This is a genomic window from Vibrio coralliilyticus ATCC BAA-450 (assembly GCF_000176135.1).
Taxonomy (GTDB): domain Bacteria; phylum Pseudomonadota; class Gammaproteobacteria; order Enterobacterales; family Vibrionaceae; genus Vibrio; species Vibrio coralliilyticus.
Genome location: NZ_ACZN01000016.1, coordinates 285,008 through 309,219, shown reverse-complemented (window position 1 = coordinate 309,219; position 24,212 = coordinate 285,008). Strand labels below are relative to the sequence as shown.

Genomic DNA, 24,212 nt, shown 5'->3' with positions numbered 1-24,212 from the left:
TTTGTTTTGACCCATCCCAAAAAACAAACAGGTGAACGGCTGCAAGGGTCGCAATGCCGGACGCTAATGGTATATTGAATAAAATATTGAATAAGAATGATGTGAGCGGAGACTTGGATGTCGCAAAAACCTGTTTTTAAAACTCGAACGCAGTTGGTCGAAGAAGCGATCCGAACCAAGATCCTCAAAGGGGAATTAAAGACGGGCCAACCCCTACGTCAAGATGCCCTCGCCAAAGAGTTCAACGTCAGCCGAATTCCCGTGCGTGAAGCTCTGATGCAGTTAGAAGCGCAAGGATTGGTTGCGTTTGAAGCACATAAAGGTGCCACTGTTACCGAGCTATCGCCTGAGAAGATTGATGAGCTATTTGAACTGCGCGCCGTCGTAGAGTGCTTTATTCTGGAACGCGCTATCCAGAAAATGACCGATGAAGATCTCGCTAAAGCGAATGAAATTCGTCAGCGATTTGAAGATGTTGTCAGCCGCGGAGATGAAGTGGAAGAGTGGAGCAACTACAACTATGAGTTGCACAAAGCCTTGTATGAACCCGCCGAAATGCCGGAAACCATGGATGTGATCTACAACCTGAATACAAAGTGCGACCGCTATATTCGTATGCAGCTTCTGTTTACATCAGGCATCGTCAAAGCCGACAAGGAGCATGTTGCCCTGCTGGAAATGTGCCAGAACCGTGATATTGAAGGAGCGAAATACATGTTGAAGAAACACATCCTCGAAGCTGGTGCTGATATTCGCAACTTGCTTATCGAGCGCCAAAACAATCAGGGCTGAAACCCATGCATATAGGACCAGAATTTTTGCTGGCTGCCATCCGCCAGAAAATCAAAAACGAAGGTTTGTGCTATAGCGAATTGTCTGACAAAACCGGCGTGCCGCTTTCGACCATAAAGCGGCATTTGCATAATCCTTCATTGGGTCTGGACAAGATCCTGATGTACACCAATCACCTCAATAGTGATCTGATGGAACTGACGCAATTGGCGGTGCAGCTCCAACGAGACAATGAGCAGTTCCTCTCTGATGAGCAAAACGCTCTGTTTGTTGAACACCCTTACCTTCTCGACTTTATCTACCTCATCACCTCACGTAACCAAACACCGCAGCAAATTGCCGATCAGTATCAACTCTCAGATACCAGCCTGAGATTCTACCTGAGCATTGCTGAAATCCTTGGCTATATGGAAGCGCACGGCGACAAGATCGTGTATCGCTCTGGCAGGCGATTTATCATGGAAGAAGGCACTGCACTCGATACCTTATTCAAGCGCCGTTTTGAAACGATCTCGATGGAAGACTCAACCCTTTCTCAAGTTTGTCAGGCCAGAGTGCGTTTGACCCAAGATCAAAAGCTCAAACTCGAACAGGAAGTGGATCGTAAAGTCAGTGAAATGCACGCGGCGAATTGCGCTAACGAAGAGGGTGAGTTCACCAATGTGCTGTTTCGAATGACGCCCGGCCAGCAGATCTACTTCTCGGACGGATTACCAGAGATAGATGGGGAATTGCTTAAACAGGTTTCCGCAAAATTCCGCAGACGCTAGGGCCAGAGTGAGTTTGACGTATCATTTTCATCAACTTTCTGTGACTCTGGATTCATTCTCAGACTTTCATTTGTTCATTTTTCGCTCAGTCTCATTTTATAAGACCACAAGTCTCTGAAACTGCCACCTTGTTACAACAATGTTAAATATCGATTGTTGAAAAATTTTATACAATATACATTTTCTCTATCCCTTTCACTCTGTGCAGTACTCGCCAATCCGGTCGTTTTGAGTGTCTGATTTCCCTCCCTTCAGATGATAGGGATTTCATCCGATAAGGACATTACGAGGAAGCTATGAAAGCAAAACAACTGATCGCACTGAGTGCTATTGCAACGGCATTATTTGCCAGCAATGCTCTCGCCAAACCATACCCATCAGGAACGCAGCTCGCTGAAAAACAAGAGATTGTTTTAAACAACGGAGCTGAGGTCACTTCAATTGATCCGGCAAAACAGGCCGCAGAGCCAGCATTCAATTTAGGGCGAGACTTGTTTGAAGGTCTGACAGTACAGGATAAGCAAGGCAAAACCATTCCCGGCATCGCTGAAAGCTGGCAAGCGAATGACAACAACACTGTCTATACCTTTACGTTGCGTCAGTCTCAGTGGTCGAATGGTGACCCATTAACGGCACACGATTTTGTTTATAGTTGGCAGCGCCTTATCGACCCGAAAACCGCGTCACCTTATGCTTGGTTTGCCGCGATTCCCGGCATCAAAAACTCCGCCAAGATTATGAAAGGTGAAGCACCAGCTAACACCTTAGGCGTGCGCGCCATTGATGATCACACCTTTGAAGTGACATTAGAAAAGCCAGTGCCTTTCTTCATCAAACTTCTGAGCCACCCTGTCCTTGCACCAGTTCACCAAGCCACGGTAGAAAAATACGCCAGCGAGTGGACTCAGCCAAAAAACATCGTCACCAATGGCGCTTTCACTGTGTCTGAGTGGAAAGTAAACGAAAAAATGGTGATGACAAAGAATGAGAAATACTGGGATGCTGACAACGTCATACTTGACCAAATCACTTGGCTACCTATCGGAGATGCCAATGTTGCACTAAACCGCTACTTAGCCGGCGAAATTGACCAAGCTCTGTCGATTCCCGCGGCTCAAAAGAACAAGCTTCTAAAACAATATCCTGAGCAGGTAGCGGACACCAGTGCCTCACTTGGCTCGACGTTCTACTATCTCAACACTAGTAAAGGCCCGACCAAAGACCTTCGTGTCCGTCAGGCACTCTCTTATGCTATCGACCGAAACATCATCACAAAAGCCATCGCCAAAAATGGCGGCATTCCAATGTTTACTCTGGTTCCCCCTCAAACCGATGGTTTCAAATCTCACACACCGGAATTCGCGACTTGGACTCAGCAACAACGTAACGCCAAGGCTAAAGCGCTGATTAAAGAGGCGGGTTACAGCAAGAGCAATCCCCTTAAGCTCACTTTCACCGTGCCGACTTTTTCTAAAGACGTCAAAATGGCCACCGCGATGGCGGGCATGTGGAAAAGCGTGTTAGGCGCGCAAATCGAAATTAAGCAACTTGAGCCAAAGGTATTCTATGCGCTGAAAGATCCGGGCAACATTAACCGTGGTGGCTGGACGGCTGACTACAACGAAGCCTCAACCTGGCTGGACATCTTTGTCTCGACCGGCGAATACAATGACTCAAAGTACAACAACCCAGAATATGATCGCCTGATGGCTGAATCGAAGAGCCTCAGTGACCCGTCACAGGAATACATTGCTGCGGAAAAGCTTCTGATTCAGGACATGGCGATCATCCCTATGTACCGCAATGGCAACGATCAATACCTGATCAAGGATTACATTGGCGGTTATGAGCGTACCAATCCGGAATCCTCCTACTACCGCAAAAATGTCTATGTAAAAGCACATTAACCCGAGTTTGCCCGTACCTGTCACTTATCCCTAGCACAGGCTACGGGCTTTTTTCTACGCAAGGAAATGTCATGTTGTTGTACATATTGCGCCGCTGCCTGATTGCCATACCAACATTGCTGTTTATTGCACTGGTGTCGTTTTGGTTAATGCATATCGCGCCCGGCGGCCCATTTGATATGGAACGCCCAATGCCAGAAGTGGTACGGGCAAATATCGAAGCCAAATTTCACTTGAACGAACCCTTTCTGGTTCAGTTTTTCATTTACATCACCAACTTCCTTCAAGGCGATCTCGGCCCAAGCTTTGTCTACCAGGATTTCACCGTCACCCAGCTTGTTGCTCAATCTTGGCCAGTGTCGGCGATCCTTGGTGTTATCTCGTTTTGTATCTCTGTGCCATTAGGTATGTTACTTGGCACCATTGCCGCATTAAACCGCAATGGTAAAGTTGACTATTTACTTATGTCACTTTCAATGACAGGAGTGGTCATCCCTGCGTTTGTATTGGCTCCGGTGTTAGTCACGATTTTCTCGATTCAACTCGGTTGGCTACCCGCCGGTGGGTGGGAAGGGGGTGAGCTCTCTTTCTTGATCTTACCCGTGCTGAGCTTGGCGATTGGATCCGTTGCCAGCATTGCGCGCGTGATGCGCGGTGCCATGATCGAGACACTCAATCAGCCATACATCCGCACTGCAAAGGCGAAAGGCCTGTCGACCAGCTACATTCTGTTTCATCACGCGCTTCGCCCTTCACTCATTCCTATCATTGCCATGCTCGGCCCCAGCTTCGTCGCGGTAGTAACAGGTTCGGTCATCATCGACATCTTTTTCAGCACTGGCGGCATGGGGCAGCATTTTGTCTCAGGTGCCCTCAACCGCGACTACGGTTTGGTGATGGGCATAACGCTGATCGTCGCCTCTTTGACCATCTTCTTCAATTTGGTGGTCGACATCCTTTACACCATCATCGACCCACGCATTCGAATTTAGGAGCGCCGCTATGTTAACCAAACGCATTGATGCCACGGAACTGACAGAGCAAATGAGTGCTCAGATTGAAGCGGTTGAAGGCAGGAGTCTATGGCAGGATGCCTGGACACGTTTTCGTAAAAACCGCGCCGCCATGACGTCGGTTTATGTCTTGATGTTTATCATCGTATGCATCATTTTTGGCCCGCAGGTCGCGGCATTCGGCCATGATGAGATTGACTGGAATGTCGTCGTCGATCCCTATGAGCTAGGTAAACCGTCGTTTAGTTCAGGTCATTACTTTGGTACCGATGATCTTGGTCAGGATATCTTTGCCCGTACTATGCAAGGTGGGCGTCTCTCAATCATGGTCGGGTTTATGGGCGCACTGGTTGCTGTGATTATCGGCACAGCTTGGGGAGCATTATCCGGATACATCGGAGGCATGGTCGATAGTGTGATGATGCGAATCATTGAAGTACTCGACTCAGTACCCTTCATGTTTATGGTCATTTTGTTTGTCACCCTGTTCGGCAACAACATTTATCTGATTTTTGTTGTGATTGGCATGGTGTCTTGGCTCGGGATTGCCCGCGTTGTTCGCGGCGTGACCTTTAGTATCAAGAAACGCGAGTTTATCGAAGCCGCCCATTCCATTGGTGTCTCCCGTTTCACTATCGTTCGCCGCCATGTACTGCCTAACGTCCTCGGCATTGTGATGGTGTACTCCTCACTTATGGTACCCGGTTTTATTATGTTTGAATCCTTCCTTAGTTTTCTCGGGCTCGGCGTTCAGCCGCCCGATACAAGCTGGGGCATTCTGATTGCGGAAGGCGCTAAGACCATTGATGTGGCTTTGTGGCAACTGATGTTCCCTTCCATATTCTTAGTCGCCACCCTATTTTGCTTCAACTTCATCGGTGACGGGCTGCGAGACGCCCTCGACCCTAAAGATCGCTAAGGAGGCCCCATGAGTATTTTATCGATCAAAGATATGAATGTGCGTTTCAAAACGCCTGATGGTGAAGTTCATGCCGTCAGTAATCTGTCCTACAACATCCACAAAGGTGAAACACTGGGCATTGTTGGTGAGTCTGGCTCAGGGAAGAGTCAGTCCGTTTTTGCCTTGATGGGTCTGACTGCCGATAACGGTATTGTTTCTGGTCAAGCGAGTTTTCATGGCGAGAACTTACTCAGCATGTCCAAAAAACAGCTTAACCACATCCGCGCGGAAAAAATCGGCATGATCTTTCAAGATCCGATGACATCGCTGAACCCGTTTATGAAAGTCGGTAAACAACTTGCCGAAGTGTTGATGGTTCACAAAGGCATGAACCGTAGTGAGGCAAACCGCGAAGCGATCACCATGCTTGATGCCGTCAGGATCCCTTCCGCCGCCACTCGTATGGCTCAATACCCTCACGAGATGTCTGGTGGCATGCGGCAACGTGTGATGATCGCGATGGCCTTATTGTGTAAGCCGGAACTTCTGATTGCTGATGAGCCCACCACCGCTTTGGACGTCACGGTACAAGCGCAGATTCTCTCTCTATTACGCGATCTACAGTCTGAATTTCACACAGCAATCTTGTTAATTACTCACGATATGGGCGTGGTCGCTGAGATGTGCGACCGCGTGTTGGTCATGTACGGTGGACAGAAGATGGAAGAAGCGGATACAGACTCTCTGTTCAACCACCCTGCTCATCCGTATACCCAAGGCCTACTCGAAGCTATCCCTTCCATCACGAAAGATATGGACAGGCTTCCGACCATTCCCGGTAACCCACCGAGCGCTCTCACAGAACGTAAAGGCTGCCCGTTTAAAGAGCGCTGTAATCACTATCGACCAGAATGTAACGCGTCAGTACCACCATTTCGGTCACTATCACAACATCAGTCTCTGGCTTGCCATGTTAATGGGCCTCAGGCCGTTACTCAGATAGCGCGTCGAGCATAGGAGAGCGACATGGAACAGCAAGTATTGCTTTCAGCGCGTGATTTGCGCGTGCACTTTAACATCAACAAACACATCCTGCCGAGTAAACGCAAAGTGGTCAAAGCGGTGGATGGCATCGACCTCGATGTTTATCGTGGCGAGACACTCGGTATTGTTGGCGAATCGGGTTGCGGTAAATCAACACTGGCGCGAGCATTATTAAGGCTCATTGAACCTTCAAGCGGTCAGTTGCACTGGAAAGGACAAGATCTGTTGGCGTTGGGGAAACATCAACTCGCCGATAAACGGCGTGAGTTTCAGATGGTCTTTCAAGACCCATCAGCCTGCCTCAACCCTAGACTTACGATCTCAGAGTGTATTGCCGAGCCTCTATTGACCCACGAACCCAGCCTGTCGCGCTCAGAAGTGGAGCATCGCGTGATTAAAATGATGGATAAAGTCGGTCTTTTAGCCAGCCAGCGTAACCGCTACCCCCATGAGTTTTCAGGCGGGCAATGCCAGCGAGTTGGGATTGCCAGAGCGTTAATTCTCAAGCCCGATCTTGTGGTTTGTGATGAACCCGTTAGTGCACTGGATGTTTCTATTCAGGCGCAAGTCATCAATCTTCTTGATGATCTTAAGCAAGAGATGGGACTAACCATGGTGATGATCGCTCATGATCTTAGCGTGGTGCGCCACATCAGTGACCGAGTCATGGTGATGTATCTGGGTAAGCCGATGGAGATTGGTCGATACGACAAAGTCTTTGATAACGCTCATCACCCTTATACCAAAGCCTTGTTATCTGCGGTCCCGGTTGCCAACCCTACCTTGGCAAGACAGAGGAACGTTCAGCTATTGCCCGGCGACCTTCCCTCGCCTCTCAATCCGCCAAGTGGTTGCGTGTTTAGAACGCGCTGCCCGGACTCCAGTAACCAGTGCGCTCAACAAAAGCCCACACTTAGCGGGCATTCAGACCATCAGATTTTCTGTACTCATACACAAATAGGAACTTATAACACATGACCTTAACGACCGTTCCTCAGCGCCTTAATGCTCTGCGCGAGAAAATGGCTGAGCACCAATTTGACGCCTACATAGTGACAAACAATGATCCACACTCCAGCGAATACTCGGCAGATTACTGGCTGGCAAGAGAGTGGATTTCAGGCTTCACTGGCTCAGCGGGTAACGCCGTCATCACGACACAATCTGGCGGCCTGTGGACAGATGGGCGCTACTATATCCAAGCTGCCGAGCAATTACAGGGCTCGGGGTTAGCCTTGTTTAAAGCCCGCTTACCGGAAACTCCTACCATTGCACAGTATCTCGCCGGCAGTTTAGAGCAATACAGTCGAGTAGGCGTTGATGGACGGAGCATCAGCCAGCAATTTTATCTGGAGTTGAAAGCCGCCTTTAAAGCCAAGTCGATACAGCTAGTCCTTGCTCAGGACTTGATCAGCCCAATATGGGCCGACCGCCCTGCAAGACCGAGCGCGCCTTTGTTCAATCATCCACTCGAATTTGCAGGACAAACAGCAAGTGAAAAAATCACAGGAATTCGTCGCGTACTCGAGCAAAAAGCGGCTGATGCCCTGCTCGTTTCCTCTCTTGATGATGTGATGTGGGCGCTCAATATTCGCGGCGGCGACACCCTATACTGCCCAATTTCTGAAAGTTATTTGCTGATTACCCTTAACAGATGCCAACTCTTTGTCGACAAGCAAAAGCTGACATCTGACGTGATCGCTACACTGACGGAGCACGGTATAGAGATGGAAGATTACACGCAGCTTAGCAAGACGTTAAAAGCTTTCACTCCTGATTCAGTACTCATTCATGATCGCAGAAACACCGACAGTTTGTTGATCAGTCACATTCCTTCTCAAGTACGTTTGCTCAATATGGCTTGCCCAGTCACTGCTATGAAAGCACGTAAGAATCACACTGAGCTTGCCAGCATGGAGGAGACGTTACGCAAAGATGGCGCCGCCGTCGTCAGGTTTATGAAGTGGCTAGACGAACAAGTGCCCAGTGGTAAGGTGACAGAGCTCAACGCTGAACAAACCTTAATGGGATACCGCAAGGAAATTAACAGCTATATTGGGGAGAGCTTTCGAACCATTGCTGGTTTCGCCGAGCATGGTGCGAAAATGCACTATGCTGCCGACGATAAGAGCAATTACCGCGTTGATGAAAGCCAGTTCTTTCTAGTCGATTCAGGCGGTCAATATCTAGGGGGGACGACAGACATTACCCGCACCTTCCATTTTGGTCAGCCATCGGCGCAACAACGTCGCGACTACACCTTAGTACTCAAGGCCGTGATTCGTCTCACCCAAACCCGTTTTATGAAAGGCTCCACTGGCGCTAATTTGGATATCATGGCACGCGGCGTTCTGTGGCAACACGGTATAGATTACAAATGTGGTACTGGGCATGGCGTTGGCATCTGTCTGAATGTCCATGAAGGGCCGCAGAACTTCTCTCAAAACCCAGCAGAAGTTGCTTTAGAGCCGGGGATGGTGATCACCAACGAACCGGGCATTTACCGTCAAGATCAATACGGGATTCGCATTGAGAATATCCTCAAAGTGGTTGAACTGGAAGAAAACGAGTTTGGGACGTTTTATGGTTTCGAAACCATAACTTTAGCGCCCATTGCGACTAACATGTTGGATAAATCCATGCTGTTAAAAGACGAGGTGCACTGGCTCAACGCCTACCATCACCAATGCCTAGAACAACTCAGCCCATATTTGGATTCAGATACCCAGAATTGGCTGAATTCGGCCACAAAGCCGATTTAACCATTTGTCCTTTGTAACTTCTTTGCCAACCGTAAGGTTGGCTTTTTTACGACTAACCATTTGATAGATTTGTGATTTATCAATATCGATCAGCATAACCAATACTGATAGAATTCCAGCAAATAAATAATCAATACAAATACCAACACACTTCCACTGATGTATTGGGTCGGAATATTAAAACCATGAAATCGCTATCTATTCTAATCGCTACGCTTGCCATATACGGCTGCGTTACCACACCAAAGTTTGAACAAGACATTTCTGGTCAGTGGCAATGCTCCGCAGAATCCACCATCGAACTCGTTAACCTCAAGTACAGTGACAACGTCCATTACTTCGAAGATGGACACTATGAGAAAGAGTCACTTCTGAAAATAACCAATTTAGACACCGACATCACTTATGACGTCAACATACTCAGTAGCGGGAAGTGGATGAAACGCAATGCTTCTCTGCTAGAAGTGATTGATAGTTTGGAGACTACTTTTTCAGACAACTCGCCTGAAAAATTGCAGAAAGTTATCACTGATAAGCTTTTTCCTACCGTAACCGAAAAATGGAAATTGAAGGCAGTGAATGAAAGTAAAATTTCAATGACGGCGCAATCGGGAAACCAGCTTTCTTGCGAAAAAGGCTAATAAAAAAGAGTAAATACGCAGGGTATTTACTCTTTTATTCTCAGGTGAGGTTAGTTGTTATTGAATGGTAATAGTTTGAGTCGCTTGGTCTGCACTCACATTTCCGCTGTTTATCCCAGTCACCTGAACTTCCATTTCTCCGGGCCTCCAGTCGGCACCATCCACCTCGATAGTAGACCAAGAGCCATTCGATTCGACAGTTACATCATCAGTGTACTTTGTTTGCCAGCCCTGCTTGACTTTAACTTTGAGCGTTCCACCTTGTTCAATACCTTTGGATTGCCCAGTGATGTAAAAGCCATTGATTTCATTAGGTTTGATTGTATTGTCACCTGTTACTGGCTCGATTTCGATCAGTGGTTTAACAAAAAACGATTCTTTATACTCTCGCACTGCGGCATTACCTGAAGCATCCTCAAAAGTGTTTAATATGAACTCTTCCGTCGCACTGCCCGCCGTCAAATCTATCCCATTTTCCGTTTCGGCCATCCACTGATCAGATAACTCACCAATCATACCAACTTTAGTGAAGTTCATCGGCACGCCAGCAAAGGTCCCCGACAACTCTTTCACAGGTTCATCAAAATTGATGGTTAAACTCACTGTACTATCAAACTCAGGTTCAGATGGCGTGAGAGATTCCACCCTCGTTACGTTTGGGGGCAAGGTATCCACAATAGATACCTTATCATTCGACACAGACTCTGCGGCTATCCCTTTTTGGTTCGAGCCAGAGACTTCTACTGTAATGAACCCTAATGGCCAATCGGACATATCCTGACCATTACTGTTTGTAGTCCAAACTCCATCTTCAGAAATAGACACAGTTTCTTGCCAATTAAAAGATGACTCTTTTTGCGAGGTCACTGTAACGGTAATCATTTGCGAATCTCCAGCGAAGCCTATGCCTGTTCCATGGATAACAACATGCTCAGCTTCTTGAGAGTCGATCTGATTGTTATCTTCCACGGTATCTAGAGACAATACTGGCTTCACCCCAGTTGCTGTCTCTTTATCACTGCCCGCTTCATTACCCGAAAGGTCTTGGTAGCCTCTATTCACCACCGCGGTAATCGTGTCTTCATTGGACGATAGCGTAACCGGCCCCTCTGTTTCACCTACCCACTGCTGGGCGGGTTCATCACCAGTGAAAGTCACACCCACACCACCTACGGTCGCTGTCACGCCTGTCACTAGCTCACTGAAATTCACCGTAATCGTTACGTTCTGGCCATCCACAGGAAATTCTGGACTAAAGACTATCTCACCATCAACTGTTGGAGGCGTGGCATCCTCGTAGGTAATAGTGTCTTTTGCACTATCCGCCGCCACACCATTATTATTCTGACCAACAACCGTGAGATTAATATCCCCACTTGGCCAATCACGGATGTTTTGCTCTGGAGTATTCCATGTTCCACTTCCAGCCACGTCTACCGTTTCATTAAAGTAGTGTTTATTGGGGGCTGATTCTAGGCGACCTACAACCGTCACTTTATCGCCCGTTTTAAAGCCTCTTGCAGTACCAGAAATCACCACTCGACTCGATTCGTCTTCACCAATCGAGTCACCTCGCTCCGTAATCTCAATCACGGGTTTCACCGGCGCTTCACTTGAGTCTTCCTCACCGCTATTGCCTTGCGCATCCTGATATTCCGTTACGGTCACGGTTTTGAACATCTCATTGGCGTTCAGCGTCACCACACCCGACGTGGTCCCTTCCCAGACCGTCTTCGCCGCATCTCGAGAGATAAACGTCACATCGACACCATCAACATTCGCAACAACATTCTCCACGCGCTCGCTGAAGGTCAGACTGACAAAAGCCGTTTGGTTATCTATGATAGGGTCTCCTGAGTTCACGGTAATCCCATTCACTTTTGGCTCAATATCATCCTCTAGAACGACTTCCTGAGACGCTTGTTCCGCCGCCTGCCCACCATCATTCGCGCCGTCCACCGTGATGGTCAAGGTACCGCTTTCCCATGATGAAATATCCTCTGGTGCCGTCGTCCAAATCCCGTTGGTCACTTTCGCGGTAAGATTAAGCTCCTCATCTTCATTAATTGGATTGTCACTCGAAACCACTACCCTTAACTGAGCGTTATTCTCAAACCCTCGCGCCGTCCCTGATACCACAAAGTCCGTCGCCTCGGTGGTCGTTAAGTCTTCAATGTCCGAGATAAGGATGATTGGTTTAACGTCAACCGTCTTCTCATAAGGAGCCCCTGAATTTGGCTCGCCCGCTGTGTCTGTGTAGTTTGTAACGACTAGCTTCGATGTCGATTCACTCTCAGGAAGGACAAGCTCTGGGCTCGTCCCCACCCAAGTTTTGGCCACATCACCATCGGCTGGCTGGTTAAAGGTTATGAGTTGTCCGTTTAGGAGCGACTCAGGTTTACTCACTCGCTCACTGAAGGTCAACGTGACCGTCGCGATTTCCCCATCAATCAGCACTTCGTCCGAATTAACAGGAAGTAAAGTCACCGCGGAACCGGACATTGAAATTTGAGATTGGATGACTTCCGGGGCAATACTATCAACGTACCTGGAGGGCTTATCTTCAGTCACATACTCAGATTCTTCGCTATTTCGGCCTGTCACCTCAATCGTGAAGTCCGACTCTTCCCAGCTGGACATATCTTGATTAGATATAGACCAAACACCCTCTTGGTTTACTTTGACCTCAGTGAATTCAAACTTATCGATGTTCGGGCGCTTGTCTGAAACCACATTGACTGAAAGCTCACTATCCTTTAAAAATCCTGTCGTTGTCCCGCTAAAGGTTATATCTGTAACGTTATCTTCTTCGTCATCAACAATGTTGTTATCTGTAACGTCATCGATTGTGATGACCGGCGTAACAATGATGTCCTCGGTGAACTCAGCACCAACATTATTGAGTTCATCGTGATAGGCACTCACCACTAACTTTTTTGAATTCTCATCAGGGTTGAGTGAAATGACTTCCGACGTTGTCCCAGTCCATAGCTCTTTGAAGTCTTTAGATTCACCAAAATCAATATCGATGTCGTCAAATGTTGCAGCGACCGCGGTTACTGGTTCGTCGAACTGTAGTGTTACCGTTACATCATCTGCTTCAGTTGGATATTCAGGAACCACTGTAGTAAGACTGCCAACAGGCGGTTCGTTGTCTACATAATAGGTTGACGCAATATAAGGGCCTTCACTATTCCCAATTCCATCTTCGACTGTCGCTTCGATTTCAAACTTCTCGACTCCATCATATTCGGGTAACAAAGAGTTAATGATGAAGTCGTAGACCTTTATATACTCTGTTGATTCGGCATCATTGAGAGTAAACTCTATACTGGTTGGCGTCTTTTTTTTTGAGTTACCTATCCAATAGGCAGATAACACGGTCTGTTGATCATTTACTGTTGCGATGTCTTCAATCGTTACCTTGGAATGGATGATGCCAGAGATATTGTAATCAGTATCATTGCCTACTTCTGTAAATGATCCATGTGTTTGCTCCTCATTTGGAGCAACGACAACCGAGGGAGCCTGCTGATCGATACTACCGCCTTCATCTTCAAAGACATTTTGGTCGGCAAACTCCGGATATGCTTTCGCAAAGTGGTCGGCCTGTTCCAACGCTACTTTGGATTCTACGCCGTGTATTCCATGCGCAACATCATAGTAGCCCTGTGCAAGCTCATTACGATACGTGTCAGAAGATAGTGTGTAGTTACCGATTTTTATTGGACCGCTTTTGTCTTCTCCATTAGCCAACCCATCATAGGACAAATCGCGATAAAAAGCGGAAGCATAGTCGAAGGTGCTCGAATTCTCTGCCGAGTTATCCCCTGCCATGTTAGTTAAGCTTTCCAGTAAGAAACGATAGATAAACTTATCGGTCAATGGATCAGGCAATGCCGAGTTTAACATTCGGTTAGTCGCGTACTCTGTTGTTACAGGATCAAACCCAAGCATTGAACGTTCCTGCGTATCTAGAGCGGAATTCACTTCATCCAGAATCAGACGGGCGTTTTCTGTAGTTTTTTCATCACCGTTTAAATTATTCCACTGACTATCAAATAGCCCTGTGTGGTAGGTAGAAAACTCTGTTATGTATAGAGTATTTTTATCTACTTCTGAAAAGTAAGCTCCAACATTAACCGATGCAGGAATATAAACTGGAGTATTTTGATCGAGGCTCCATTGATAATAATGTGTATTACTCTTGCTACCTAAATACACCCTAAAGAACTCATAACCTGACGAGTCGTAAGGAATTGTACAACTCGCTACATCCTTTTGCCCTTCAACTTGCACTGTGTCACATGAGTTCAGATAATTGAACGAGCCAGATGCGCTTAAACCTTCTAACCTTACCTGAGCATCAATAAACGGAGTAACAACCGTCACCTCAGGCATATCAAATGAGGTACGATAGTAGACTTCTTCCGGTACACTTTCATTGCCAGAAGCATCCAAAACGGAGATAACCAATTTTTGAATGTCTTGCGATGTTTTGTCTCCATAGGTCAGCCCTAGTACTTCTTTCACATAGGGGATAATATACGTCATGCGAGGTACGGTATTATCGTCTTCAAATTCTAGTTTTTCAAAAGGAATCCCTTTATTCTCACCGACCACAGCGTCGCTGGCAACTTGCTCTGCGGTATAGTGATAGCGATACGTCTCTTCACCTTCTTTTTTGGAATAATACTTCACTCTCAACGTCAGGTTTTCCGCTGAAGACCCATACGTTTCCCCATCACTTTGATCACTTATCGTCGCAGACACATACGGTACGGATTGATCAACTAAGTCTTGCCCAATGAAATCTGTAAACTCAAGATCAGGGTCAATGGCACCTAGTGTGGCGGCCAAGCCTTTTGAAGCGTAATCGTAAAGTACTTTTAAGTACTCAGTCGCACTTTCTACCGATTCATGATTGTAAGTAGTATCAGAATAATCAATTTGGTACACATCCCCTGCATCATCTTCAACATTAAAGAGCGAGTTGGGGTATGTTAGATATATCGTGGGTGGAGTGTTATCGTTATATAATGTGAAATCCAAAACACCAACATTACCGTGGACGTCTTCTGCAGTAACTCTGAAGTTGGCTTTATCGCCAAAGTTTTCGGTTAAATAACCAATCGTCTCAAATTCACACCAAATTTCGTCTACATAGATTTCGGTACAGAGATAAGGTTCATCTTCTCCGTTGGATAACGAAACAAGTACGCGTTCACCTTTCAAATATTTAGGGTTTTCTTTGACTAAACCTTTAAGCACATAGGTTTCAGTATCACTATTAATAGTTTCAGCCGAGGTTATTTCAATGATTGGAGCAATGTTGTCCCACTCAAATGGAATCTCAGAGCCTGACAGGAGGCCACTGCTGTTACCCATAACATCCGTGGCTTGGATTAACAAATAAGCTTCCGGCTCTTGTTCGATATTAGCAGGATCCAATTTCTCTGTATCAATATAGACTGTTAGGCTTGTTTCTCTTGTTCCTTCAACGAACTCACTAACATCAACCCAACATATATCACCGTCATTAGGTGTCGAGGAGCAGGCAAAATCACTCCAACTGTCCCCTTCGTCAAATTTGTGTCTTAAAGTTACGCTCGCCGACTTTACTCCCACCGCATCAGTTAGAGCTACGTCAATAGACGCTATACCTTTCAAAACACCTTCATCAGATCGTGTTGCGACCGGAGGTTGATCATCAATCACTGTTTCTTCACGCTCTGGAATGGCACCATCGGCAGAGCCATTTGTTCCCAATGCATTAAGGTGCTCAGTCATCGCCAGGTAATCATCAATAGGTGTTTTGGAAGCATTAAGGTTAGGATCGCTGACAACAACTAACGTATGCTCGGCCATTTGGTTGGTATACGTATCAGGTGTGACTTCCTCTAAACCAAAATAAATTTGTTCGGCAAATGACCCCGTTCTATCCAACTCCTGACCATCGAGATAACCATCAGCAGAAATATCTCTATAGCCAATATCTGACAGGTTCAACGAACTATAGACATTACCCGCGTTACCATTTTCATCAATAAAGTCATAAGCATAAGAAGAGTAAGCCGTCAATAACGCACCGTAGCGATGCCCTTCGCTAGCAGAACCACTAATTCCGCCTCGGGTAATATCGATGGGTTTAACAGAATTGACATTAAACCCATACATAGCGTTTATGGTGTTTAACGCGTCATCAATTGCAGAAGATGCTTCAGTGCCATTCTTGATCTTATATTCGGCTAGCCCTGTCACCATGTAGGTTAAAGGTGTGATCATCACATCCTGATCATTTCCTTCACCATAGTTAATCACACTGACTATGCGTATCGGCTTGCCTTCACTCGTCTCAACAATGTCGTCTGTCAAAGGGTCTTTATAAGCCCCGCCTTTAGCCTCGATATACAAAGGCATTGACGATGCATCAACTTCGATTGAGTACTCGCCGTATGGTGTCGTCGTTGCTGAGCCAAGTTTACGCCCCACCTTGCCATTTTGATATTCATAAGCCGTAACCACAGCTTTAGAGACAGGCGCATCAAAAACGATTCCAGATATCGTTCCCTTGTCTCTGGCTCTTGGTGATGAATCACCACCGCCCCCACCACCGCAGGAACTCAGTGACAGGATAACTATGATCGTAAGAAAAAGCTTAGCTATATTTTTGTATACCAACATGGTACCGATGTGACGTTGCAAAAAAGTGGCTAAAGTATATTTATCGATTTAATAATGACAACGCGGCAAAATAACCAGAGATAATAAGAATAAGAACGACGATCTATATACAAACAGATAAAAAATAGATTTATATACAAACAAATTTCACTATTAGAACAGTAGAAATGATTACTAATGAATATTTATAAAAAATGCTTAGGATATTTTTTTTAAAAAATTAGAAGTAAACAACATAATTCAATTCTCAGTTAATATAAATAAATAACAACCAATACATCTAAAAAATAAAACAGAAAATTTATAAATATATACTTTAAATAAAATCAGACATACCAATCACCAGAATAATAAATATCAATTATTAATTTAAAACCCTAATATTATTAGAATAATAAATTCATATTGATAATGAATGTTGTATATAAAGGTAAATTAACCTAATGATTATTCGTTAATTTGAGTGCAAGCAATTAATTTATAAAGAAAAAGAGTAACCACATAGGTGGTTACTCTTTTTCATATTTACAGCGATTAGGTGTTAGGATGCTAAGGTGAAATTATCTCCACATTCTCATCAACCGCGTTCTGACTGACGACATTGTTCGCGTTCTTGCCCGACGCTACGACCGTAACGTAACCCAAAGGCCAAGCAGACATGTCAACGCCCGAAGTCTTCCAGCTACCGTCCACGCCGATGCTCACCGTCTCCGTCCAATGCTTATCGCTGTCCACTTTAGACGTCACCGTGACTGTCACTTCGTCATCTTTGACCAAACCCACACCAGTACCCGATACCACAACATCACTCACTTCCGTTGAGTCAATCTTATCCAGCGCAGTTATCGTCACCGTTGGCGTTACCGTCACCGTTCGTGGGTCATCCGTCCCCGCGTTTAGCGAGGCATCCTGAAAACCACTCAGCTGCAAGGTCATTGACAGTTCACCCACACCAACATCCACCGTAGATGTGCCAACCCATACCGATTTCGTCTCTGATGGCCCTGTAAAACTCAGCGCCTGACCGTCCAGTGTCCCTGTCGTTCCACTCACCGGCTCACTGAACGTCACCGTCACTGTCACTTCCTCACCATCCGCTGGCTTTTCTGGGCTCAGCACCACACTCTGAACGCTTGGCTCCGCTGTATCGATAATCTCCACATTCTCATCAACCGCGTCCTGACTGACGACATTGTTCGCGTTCTTGCCCGACGCTACGACCGTAACGTAACCCAAAGGCCAAGCAGACATGTCAACGCCCGAAGTCTTCCAGCTACCGTCCACGCCGATGCTCACCGTCTCCGTCCAATGCTTATCGCTGTCCACTTTAGACGTCACCGTGACTGTCACTTCGTCATCTTTGACCAAACCCACACCAGTACCCGATACCACAACATCACTCACTTCCGTTGAGTCAATCTTATCCAGCGCAGTTATCGTCACCGTTGGCGTTACCGTCACCGTTCGTGGGTCATCCGTCCCCGCGTTTAGCGAGGCATCCTGAAAACCACTCAGCTGCAAGGTCATTGACAGTTCACCCACACCAACATCCACCGTAGATGTGCCAACCCATACCGATTTCGTCTCTGATGGCCCTGTAAAACTCAGCGCCTGACCGTCCAGTGTCCCTGTCGTTCCACTCACCGGCTCACTGAACGTCACCGTCACTGTCACTTCCTCACCATCCGCTGGCTTTTCTGGGCTCAGCACCACACTCTGAACGCTTGGCTCCGCTGTATCGATAATCTCCACATTCTCATCAACCGCGTCCTGACTGACGACATTGTTCGCGTTCTTGCCCGACGCTACGACCGTAACGTAACCCAAAGGCCAAGCAGACATGTCAACGCCCGAAGTCTTCCAGCTACCGTCCACGCCGATGCTCACCGTCTCCGTCCAATGCTTATCGCTGTCCACTTTAGACGTCACCGTGACTGTCACTTCGTCATCTTTGACCAAACCCACACCAGTACCCGATACCACAACATCACTCACTTCCGTTGAGTCAATCTTATCCAGCGCAGTTATCGTCACCGTTGGCGTTACCGTCACCGTTCGTGGGTCATCCGTCCCCGCGTTTAGCGAGGCATCCTGAAAACCACTCAGCTGCAAGGTCATTGACAGTTCACCCACACCAACATCCACCGTAGATGTGCCAACCCATACCGATTTCGTCTCTGATGGCCCTGTAAAACTCAGCGCCTGACCGTCCAGTGTCCCTGTCGTTCCACTCACCGGCTCACTGAACGTCACCGTCACTGTCACTTCCTCACCATCCGCTGGCTTTTCTGGGCTCAGCACCACACTCTGAACGCTTGGCTGTATGTCGTCTGTAAATGCTATCGCTAGGCTCGCCTCTTCCGCTGCTAGTTTCTTATCGTTTTCACCATTTACAGTGATTCTTATTTCACCACTTTCCCACGTCGAGATGTTTTTCGGATCAAGAGTCCAAACACCGTTAGTAACCTGGACATCTTCATGTTGATATTTAAGTTCATCTTTCAAATACACTTTAATGGTCAGTTTCGCGCCATTTTGAATACCTTTCGATGTACCTGAAATAACGAAGCTTTTTGCTAGATCAGAATCTGAGTTGAATGAATCAATATGATTGATAGCAATAACCGGCTTAAGATCGATATCTTTGCTAAAAGAACCAGGGTTTGGTTCACTTGCAGTGTCTTGGTACGATACTTCTAACTTTGCAGTTGATGCATTGACAGGTAAGTCTAATGCTGCTGTCTGCCCCACCCATTGGTCAGAAACACCTCCTTGAGGCTGGTCAAAAGTAATGCTCTGGCTATTGAGAGATGCCGTCGGCTCAGTAACTCGCTCACTGAATTTCAGGGTTACTTTGGCAGCTTTACCATCAACCAGTACGCTATCTGCCAGAGACGTTTCCGCTCCACCAGACATTTGGATCATACTGCCGCTTTCACTAAGTGAGGGAAGAACCTTATCTTTATACGTAACCTCCTCTGCTTTAGGCTGAATCGTATTCCCACCCTGATCATTCGTGCCAGACACACTGATAGACACCTTTGCTTCTTCCCAAGTTTGGAAGCTGACCGTCTGAGACCAAGTGCCGTCAATTTGTACCTTTAAATCTTTAAAATCGTCAGGCTCATACTTATCAATGTCCTTACGACCACCTTTCTCTGAGGTCACCGTCAAAGATAGTTTCGCACCAGACTCTATCCCCTTGGTGGTACCACTGATCACGACAGCACTGATATCTTCATCACCATGTTGAATGATATTGTTTGTTGCTACGTCATTGATAGTAATGACTGGTTTTACACCGACGCTGGCTGTAAGTTCTGCTCCAACATTACCCAATGCATCACTATATGTATTTTTTACTTTAATCGATTTCGACGTTTCATTGACTTCCAGGCTCATTACGCCTAGAGATGTACCAACCCACTCAGTTTTCGTCTGACTTGACTCGCCGAAATCAATTTTGATGTCGTCGATTGTTGCTTCTACTTGATTCACTGGTTTATCGAACTTGACCGTTACATCGACTGCACTGCCATCAACGGGATATTCAGGTTCTGTCTTCTCAACCAAACCCTTTGGTGCCACGTTATCGACATTGAATGTGGCAAGTAACGCCTCTCCGTTAGACGTATTGTTCTTTACGTCTTTCAGTACCGTTGCATAGGCCTCAAAACGAGTTACGCCCTGGTACAGGGCGTTTGTGGAGTCGATGGCGAACTTAAGTTTCTTTTCATAAGTATCACCACTCGCCTCCTCAAAAACTATGTTGGTCTCTTTTCTTTCCGTTGGATTGTCAGAATGGTACCAATAGACTCTGAATTCGGAAGCGGCTAAGTCTACGCCAGAGATATCGGTCACCGTTATTAGCGAATAGACTTTGCCCGCAATAGTGTAAACATTTTCGCTCACCGCAACGTAAGCACCATCATCCTGAGTGGTATCCATTGACACTATTGCTACTGGTGGCTCGTTATCAATACTCCCACCAGCGTCTTTAAATATTGGGGTGTCATCTATTGTCGGGTTAGCGGTTGCAAAAACATCTGCCTGAGCAACAGCATTTTGAGAATCCACACCATAACTAACTGCGAGATCGTAATAGCCTTTAGCTAGATTCTCTCTATAAGTATCCGCACTAATGGAAATATACTTGTCTCCAACTTGAATTGGCTTCTGAGCATCACTTCCAGAATCACTTTCTGCATTACCGTTCGCTAAGCCATCTGCTTTTAGGTCTTTGTAAAAAGCAAAAGCGTACTCTAAAGACGTCGTTTCACTCGATAAGCCCGCCAATGATTCTAAAAGAATGCGGTACTGATAAGCCGTAGCAGGGTTATCGGGTACTGAAATCATGTTTTCATTGGTCGCATATCTACTGCTGAAAGGGTCAAATCCCAGTAGAGGTTTACTGTCACTATCACCGACTATGGCCTTTGCCACATCCGTCAGGATGGTTTCAGCGTCATTTACCGTTTTAGCCGACTTATTCCATAGATACTCAAACAACCCTGTGTGGTAAGCGGAAAACTCAGTGAGGTAAATGGTTTTGGTTTCTGCTTTAGTGAAATAGGTTCCAATAGCACCTGCTGCATCTGCAAAGTCAGCCGTATACTTCACAGCATCGTCTTTAGAACTGTTAGACCACTGGTGATAATAAGTATCCTGACCATTTTGCAACGTCACTCTGAACAGATTGTAGAATTGGATCCGAGTGTTGTAAGGCATAGAACAGGTAGCAACATTCGTCGTGGAATGCGTGAAGTCCGTACACGATTGTATTTGTTCGAACTTTTTACTTTCCTCATTCCAGCCTTCAACTGTGGCTATCGCGCCTACAAAAGGAGTGACGATTGTTAACGTCGGTCTTTCAAAAGTGGTTTTAAAGTAAACCTGTTGTGGGTCACTAGAGTTGCCAGCCGGGTCTTCCACACTGACTTGGATTAGCTGTGAATCACCTTCTGATGCGTTGGCGAAGTCACTCAGCAGATCCGCCGTCAGTGGAAGATAGTAGTCCATTGAGAACACACGCTCTTCTGAACTTTCGTCAGGAAGTCGCTTGAAAGGAATACCACTATTATCGTCAAATGCCTCACTGGCAACCTGCGTCTTTGTACTTACAAGTGAGTATTTATCTTCTGTCGAGCGCTTACGCAGGTACTCAACTCTTAAGGTTAAGTCATCTGCTGATGAACCGTAGGTATTTCTATCACTTAAGTCTTTAATCGTAGCAATAAAGTAGGGAATTGAATTACTTTGCAATACGCCTTCTGAAAGCTCGAAATCCTTATAGTTCAAACCTTCATGGGTTTCGTTTAAACCAGAGGTGGCGAGAGCAAAATCAATATCCAAGTATCGATCGAGACTATCAACGCTACCTGAAGGGAATGTAGTTTGATCAAATAATCCAGAATACCCACTGCCATCAGTCTGTTTGTAATTAAAAAGTGCTTCTGAAAAAGTTAGGGATACTTGAGGTGGTTGATCATCCTTATAGACTGTATAGCTTGCTTCACCCTTGTTACCATAAATATCCGTTGCAGCAACGGTAAACTCAACACTGGCTGAAAATAATTCCGTCTCATAGCTGTAACTAAACTGGCATTGAGTATTTAACTCTTTACACTCAATTTTAATTGGGTCGCCAGAGCTCGCAATCGTCAAATAAACTGACTGATCAACGATATCGTTCAACGTTTCTTTAACTATCCCTTTAAGAATATACGTTTCGATCTTGTTATTGTTATCGTCTGTATTTCGTACGCTCTCGCTGGATGTAAACTCAATCACAGGCTTAACATTATCCCATTTAAATGGGAGTGCGATGCCTGAATTATCTTCATTGTTTAGGACATCGACCGTTCTAACGATTAAGTTTGCGTCTACAGTGCCTGTAAAGACGCTCTCATCAAGGGACGTTGTATTGACGAAGACTTTCAAAGTCGTTTTACGTGGCCCCTTAACAAAACTGGTTTTATCCAACCAACAAATTGAAGCGGTATCCTGCTCACACAATACTTCTACTTCGGTGCCAGTGCTTGGATCGCTTGTATTTTTCGCAAGATATTTAACAGTCACACTTAAACCTTCAACACCCGTCTCGTCTTCCAGTGTGACTTCCATTGACTCCGTACCAACCAAAACACTAGTGTCTGAGCGCTTTGCAGTTGGTGCGTTTTTATCCATTTCTTTCGGCTGACGCGACGGTATTGAGCCTTCACCACCGCTAGTCCCTAGATTATTGAGGTGATTGACTGTAGTTTCGTACTGATTAACTGGCGTACCTGAAACATTGACATTTGGATCACTAACCACGATCAGTGTGTGCTCAGCTACCGAGTGAGTGTAAAAATCGGAAGTGATATATTGAGTACCAAAGCGCGCGTCTTCTAAGAAATCTCGGCTATCATCAAGTACTTTTCCGTCTAGTAAGCCATCAGCAACAATATCGTCATAACCAATTCTGGCTAGGTTGATTGACGTATAAGTCTCGGCACCCGTCGAGTCGTTTTCCAAAAATGAATAAGCATAGGAAGAGTAGGCTGTTAACAGCGCACCGTATTTATGGCCATCTGTCGCTACAGCGTCGTGTCCGCCTGTTGTGATATCAATAGGGTTAACCGTGTTAACGTTAAAGCCATACATTGAATTAATAGTACTTAGCGCGCTATTGATTGCAGATGATGCGCTTTGCCCTTCCCTTTTGATTTTGTACTCCGCTAGCCCTTGAGCCATGTAGGTCATAGGGGTGATCATCACTTGCGCAGTTTCACCTTCGGAAAAATTAATCACACTGGCCAGTTCGATAACACCGTTAGAGCTCGTCCTAACAACATTATTTGAGAACGGGTCTCGATACCCACCACCCTGAACTTTTATGTAAACAGGCATGGAGGCAGAGTCTACGTTCAGAGTGTATTCGCCACTCGCGTTCGTTTTAGTTTGGCCTAACTCTCGACCTAACACGCCGTTTTTATATTCGTATGCCGTCACTACACCACCAGAGATAGGTGCATCGAATACAGTACCGGTGATAGTGCCCGTTTTACGTGACTGTGGTGAAGAGTCCCCATCTCCACCACCGCCGCCACAGGAACTTAGTGACAGGATGGACAGGATGGTGAGAATAAGTTTAATTTTATTAGTGAATCTCAACATGGTGCCGAAGTGACGTTGCAAAAAAAGTGGCTCAAGTATATTTTTGGCACTAATAATAACAACGCGGCGAATCACCACTAGATATGGAAAAATCGTCAGGGTTGTGGCTAACTTTTGATAAGAAAAAAGAAATTCAGAGAGGTATTTAGCACTGTTGTAGTAGTCAAAATGCCGTTCAATTGGCATTTCTTATACATCAATAGACAATATTTTTTTTATTTATGAGATCTAGATCACTCATAAATCTTCTGTGGCAAGGTTTAAAAATGTCACGCATTCATGTATTTGAAAATGGTTAAACTTCAATCAAAACACTAAGTTAATACAGAATCACTATAGTTCACTTAGTTGATTTATAAAATACGACCAGTTCACAAACACAGAATATCAATTCATAAGGTGACTATTTGAGGCTTCATGTAACAACCATGTTTATCATATTACTGATGGCATTTTGTCGCCAAAGGAACTATCTGGAGTGCCACTCAATGACTGATGATACTCAGTGCGGATTGCGCCCAGATGGATAAGAAGGATAAC

The 24,212-nt window shown here is 45.8% G+C and carries 11 protein-coding genes; 9 read left to right on the top strand and 2 right to left on the bottom strand.

Annotated features, from left to right (window positions below):
• Window positions 1-117 precede the first annotated feature (117 nt).
• The 9 genes from VIC_RS12580 (at window position 118) to VIC_RS12540 (ending at window position 9,830) form a co-directional block, all read left to right on the top strand.
• Window positions 118-792: a GntR family transcriptional regulator gene (locus VIC_RS12580; protein WP_006960251.1), complete on the top strand. Its 675-nt coding sequence runs from the start codon at window positions 118-120 to the stop codon at window positions 790-792.
• 5 nt (window positions 793-797) lie between these two features.
• On the top strand, window positions 798-1,562 hold the full coding sequence (locus VIC_RS12575) for a hypothetical protein (RefSeq protein ID WP_039951890.1): 765 nt from the start codon (window positions 798-800) through the stop codon (window positions 1,560-1,562).
• Between the two features lie 296 nt (window positions 1,563-1,858).
• Window positions 1,859-3,469, top strand: coding sequence for a peptide ABC transporter substrate-binding protein (locus VIC_RS12570; RefSeq protein WP_006960249.1), 1,611 nt, complete (start codon window positions 1,859-1,861; stop codon window positions 3,467-3,469).
• A gap of 71 nt (window positions 3,470-3,540) precedes the next feature.
• The gene (gene oppB, locus VIC_RS12565) at window positions 3,541-4,461 is read left to right on the top strand and encodes an oligopeptide ABC transporter permease OppB (RefSeq protein WP_006960248.1); all 921 of its coding nucleotides are present in this window, start codon (window positions 3,541-3,543) and stop codon (window positions 4,459-4,461) included.
• A gap of 10 nt (window positions 4,462-4,471) precedes the next feature.
• The gene (locus VIC_RS12560; RefSeq protein ID WP_006960247.1) at window positions 4,472-5,401 is read left to right on the top strand and encodes an ABC transporter permease subunit; all 930 of its coding nucleotides are present in this window, start codon (window positions 4,472-4,474) and stop codon (window positions 5,399-5,401) included.
• A gap of 9 nt (window positions 5,402-5,410) precedes the next feature.
• Window positions 5,411-6,400 carry an ABC transporter ATP-binding protein gene (locus VIC_RS12555; RefSeq protein WP_006960246.1) on the top strand — a complete coding sequence of 330 codons (990 nt, stop codon included), beginning with the start codon at window positions 5,411-5,413 and terminating at the stop codon, window positions 6,398-6,400.
• A gap of 9 nt (window positions 6,401-6,409) precedes the next feature.
• Entirely contained in the window at window positions 6,410-7,405 is a 996-nt protein-coding gene (locus VIC_RS12550; protein ID WP_006960245.1) for an ABC transporter ATP-binding protein, read from the top strand.
• The gene (locus VIC_RS12545; RefSeq protein ID WP_006960244.1) at window positions 7,402-9,189 is read left to right on the top strand and encodes an aminopeptidase P family protein; all 1,788 of its coding nucleotides are present in this window, start codon (window positions 7,402-7,404) and stop codon (window positions 9,187-9,189) included. Before VIC_RS12550 ends, VIC_RS12545 begins: the two co-directional genes overlap by 4 nt.
• A 185-nt stretch (window positions 9,190-9,374) precedes the next feature.
• Window positions 9,375-9,830: a hypothetical protein gene (locus VIC_RS12540; RefSeq protein ID WP_039951887.1), complete on the top strand. Its 456-nt coding sequence runs from the start codon at window positions 9,375-9,377 to the stop codon at window positions 9,828-9,830.
• 57 nt (window positions 9,831-9,887) lie between these two features.
• Here VIC_RS12540 and VIC_RS26055 read toward each other — a convergent pair whose 3' ends face one another.
• Together VIC_RS26055 and VIC_RS12530 are read right to left on the bottom strand one after the other, a co-directional pair.
• Window positions 9,888-16,535: a tandem large repeat gene (locus VIC_RS26055; RefSeq protein WP_152472524.1), complete on the bottom strand. Its 6,648-nt coding sequence runs from the start codon at window positions 16,533-16,535 to the stop codon at window positions 9,888-9,890.
• Window positions 16,536-17,063: 528 nt separating this feature from the next.
• Window positions 17,064-23,858, bottom strand: coding sequence for a tandem large repeat (locus VIC_RS12530; protein ID WP_039951885.1), 6,795 nt, complete (start codon window positions 23,856-23,858; stop codon window positions 17,064-17,066).
• Window positions 23,859-24,212: the final 354 nt, after the last annotated feature.

Excerpts from the sequence above, each read along its gene's own strand:
- VIC_RS12540 (WP_039951887.1), top strand. The coding sequence starts at position 9,375 with ATGAAATCGCTATCTATTCTAATCGCTACGCTTGCCATATACGGCTGC.
- VIC_RS12545 (WP_006960244.1), top strand. The coding sequence starts at position 7,402 with ATGACCTTAACGACCGTTCCTCAGCGCCTTAATGCTCTGCGCGAGAAA.
- VIC_RS12575 (WP_039951890.1), top strand. The coding sequence starts at position 798 with ATGCATATAGGACCAGAATTTTTGCTGGCTGCCATCCGCCAGAAAATC.
- VIC_RS12570 (WP_006960249.1), top strand. The coding sequence starts at position 1,859 with ATGAAAGCAAAACAACTGATCGCACTGAGTGCTATTGCAACGGCATTA.
- oppB (WP_006960248.1), top strand. The coding sequence starts at position 3,541 with ATGTTGTTGTACATATTGCGCCGCTGCCTGATTGCCATACCAACATTG.
- VIC_RS12555 (WP_006960246.1), top strand. The coding sequence starts at position 5,411 with ATGAGTATTTTATCGATCAAAGATATGAATGTGCGTTTCAAAACGCCT.
- VIC_RS12560 (WP_006960247.1), top strand. The coding sequence starts at position 4,472 with ATGTTAACCAAACGCATTGATGCCACGGAACTGACAGAGCAAATGAGT.
- VIC_RS12530 (WP_039951885.1), bottom strand. The coding sequence starts at position 23,858 with ATGCCAATTGAACGGCATTTTGACTACTACAACAGTGCTAAATACCTC.
- VIC_RS12580 (WP_006960251.1), top strand. The coding sequence starts at position 118 with ATGTCGCAAAAACCTGTTTTTAAAACTCGAACGCAGTTGGTCGAAGAA.
- VIC_RS12550 (WP_006960245.1), top strand. The coding sequence starts at position 6,410 with ATGGAACAGCAAGTATTGCTTTCAGCGCGTGATTTGCGCGTGCACTTT.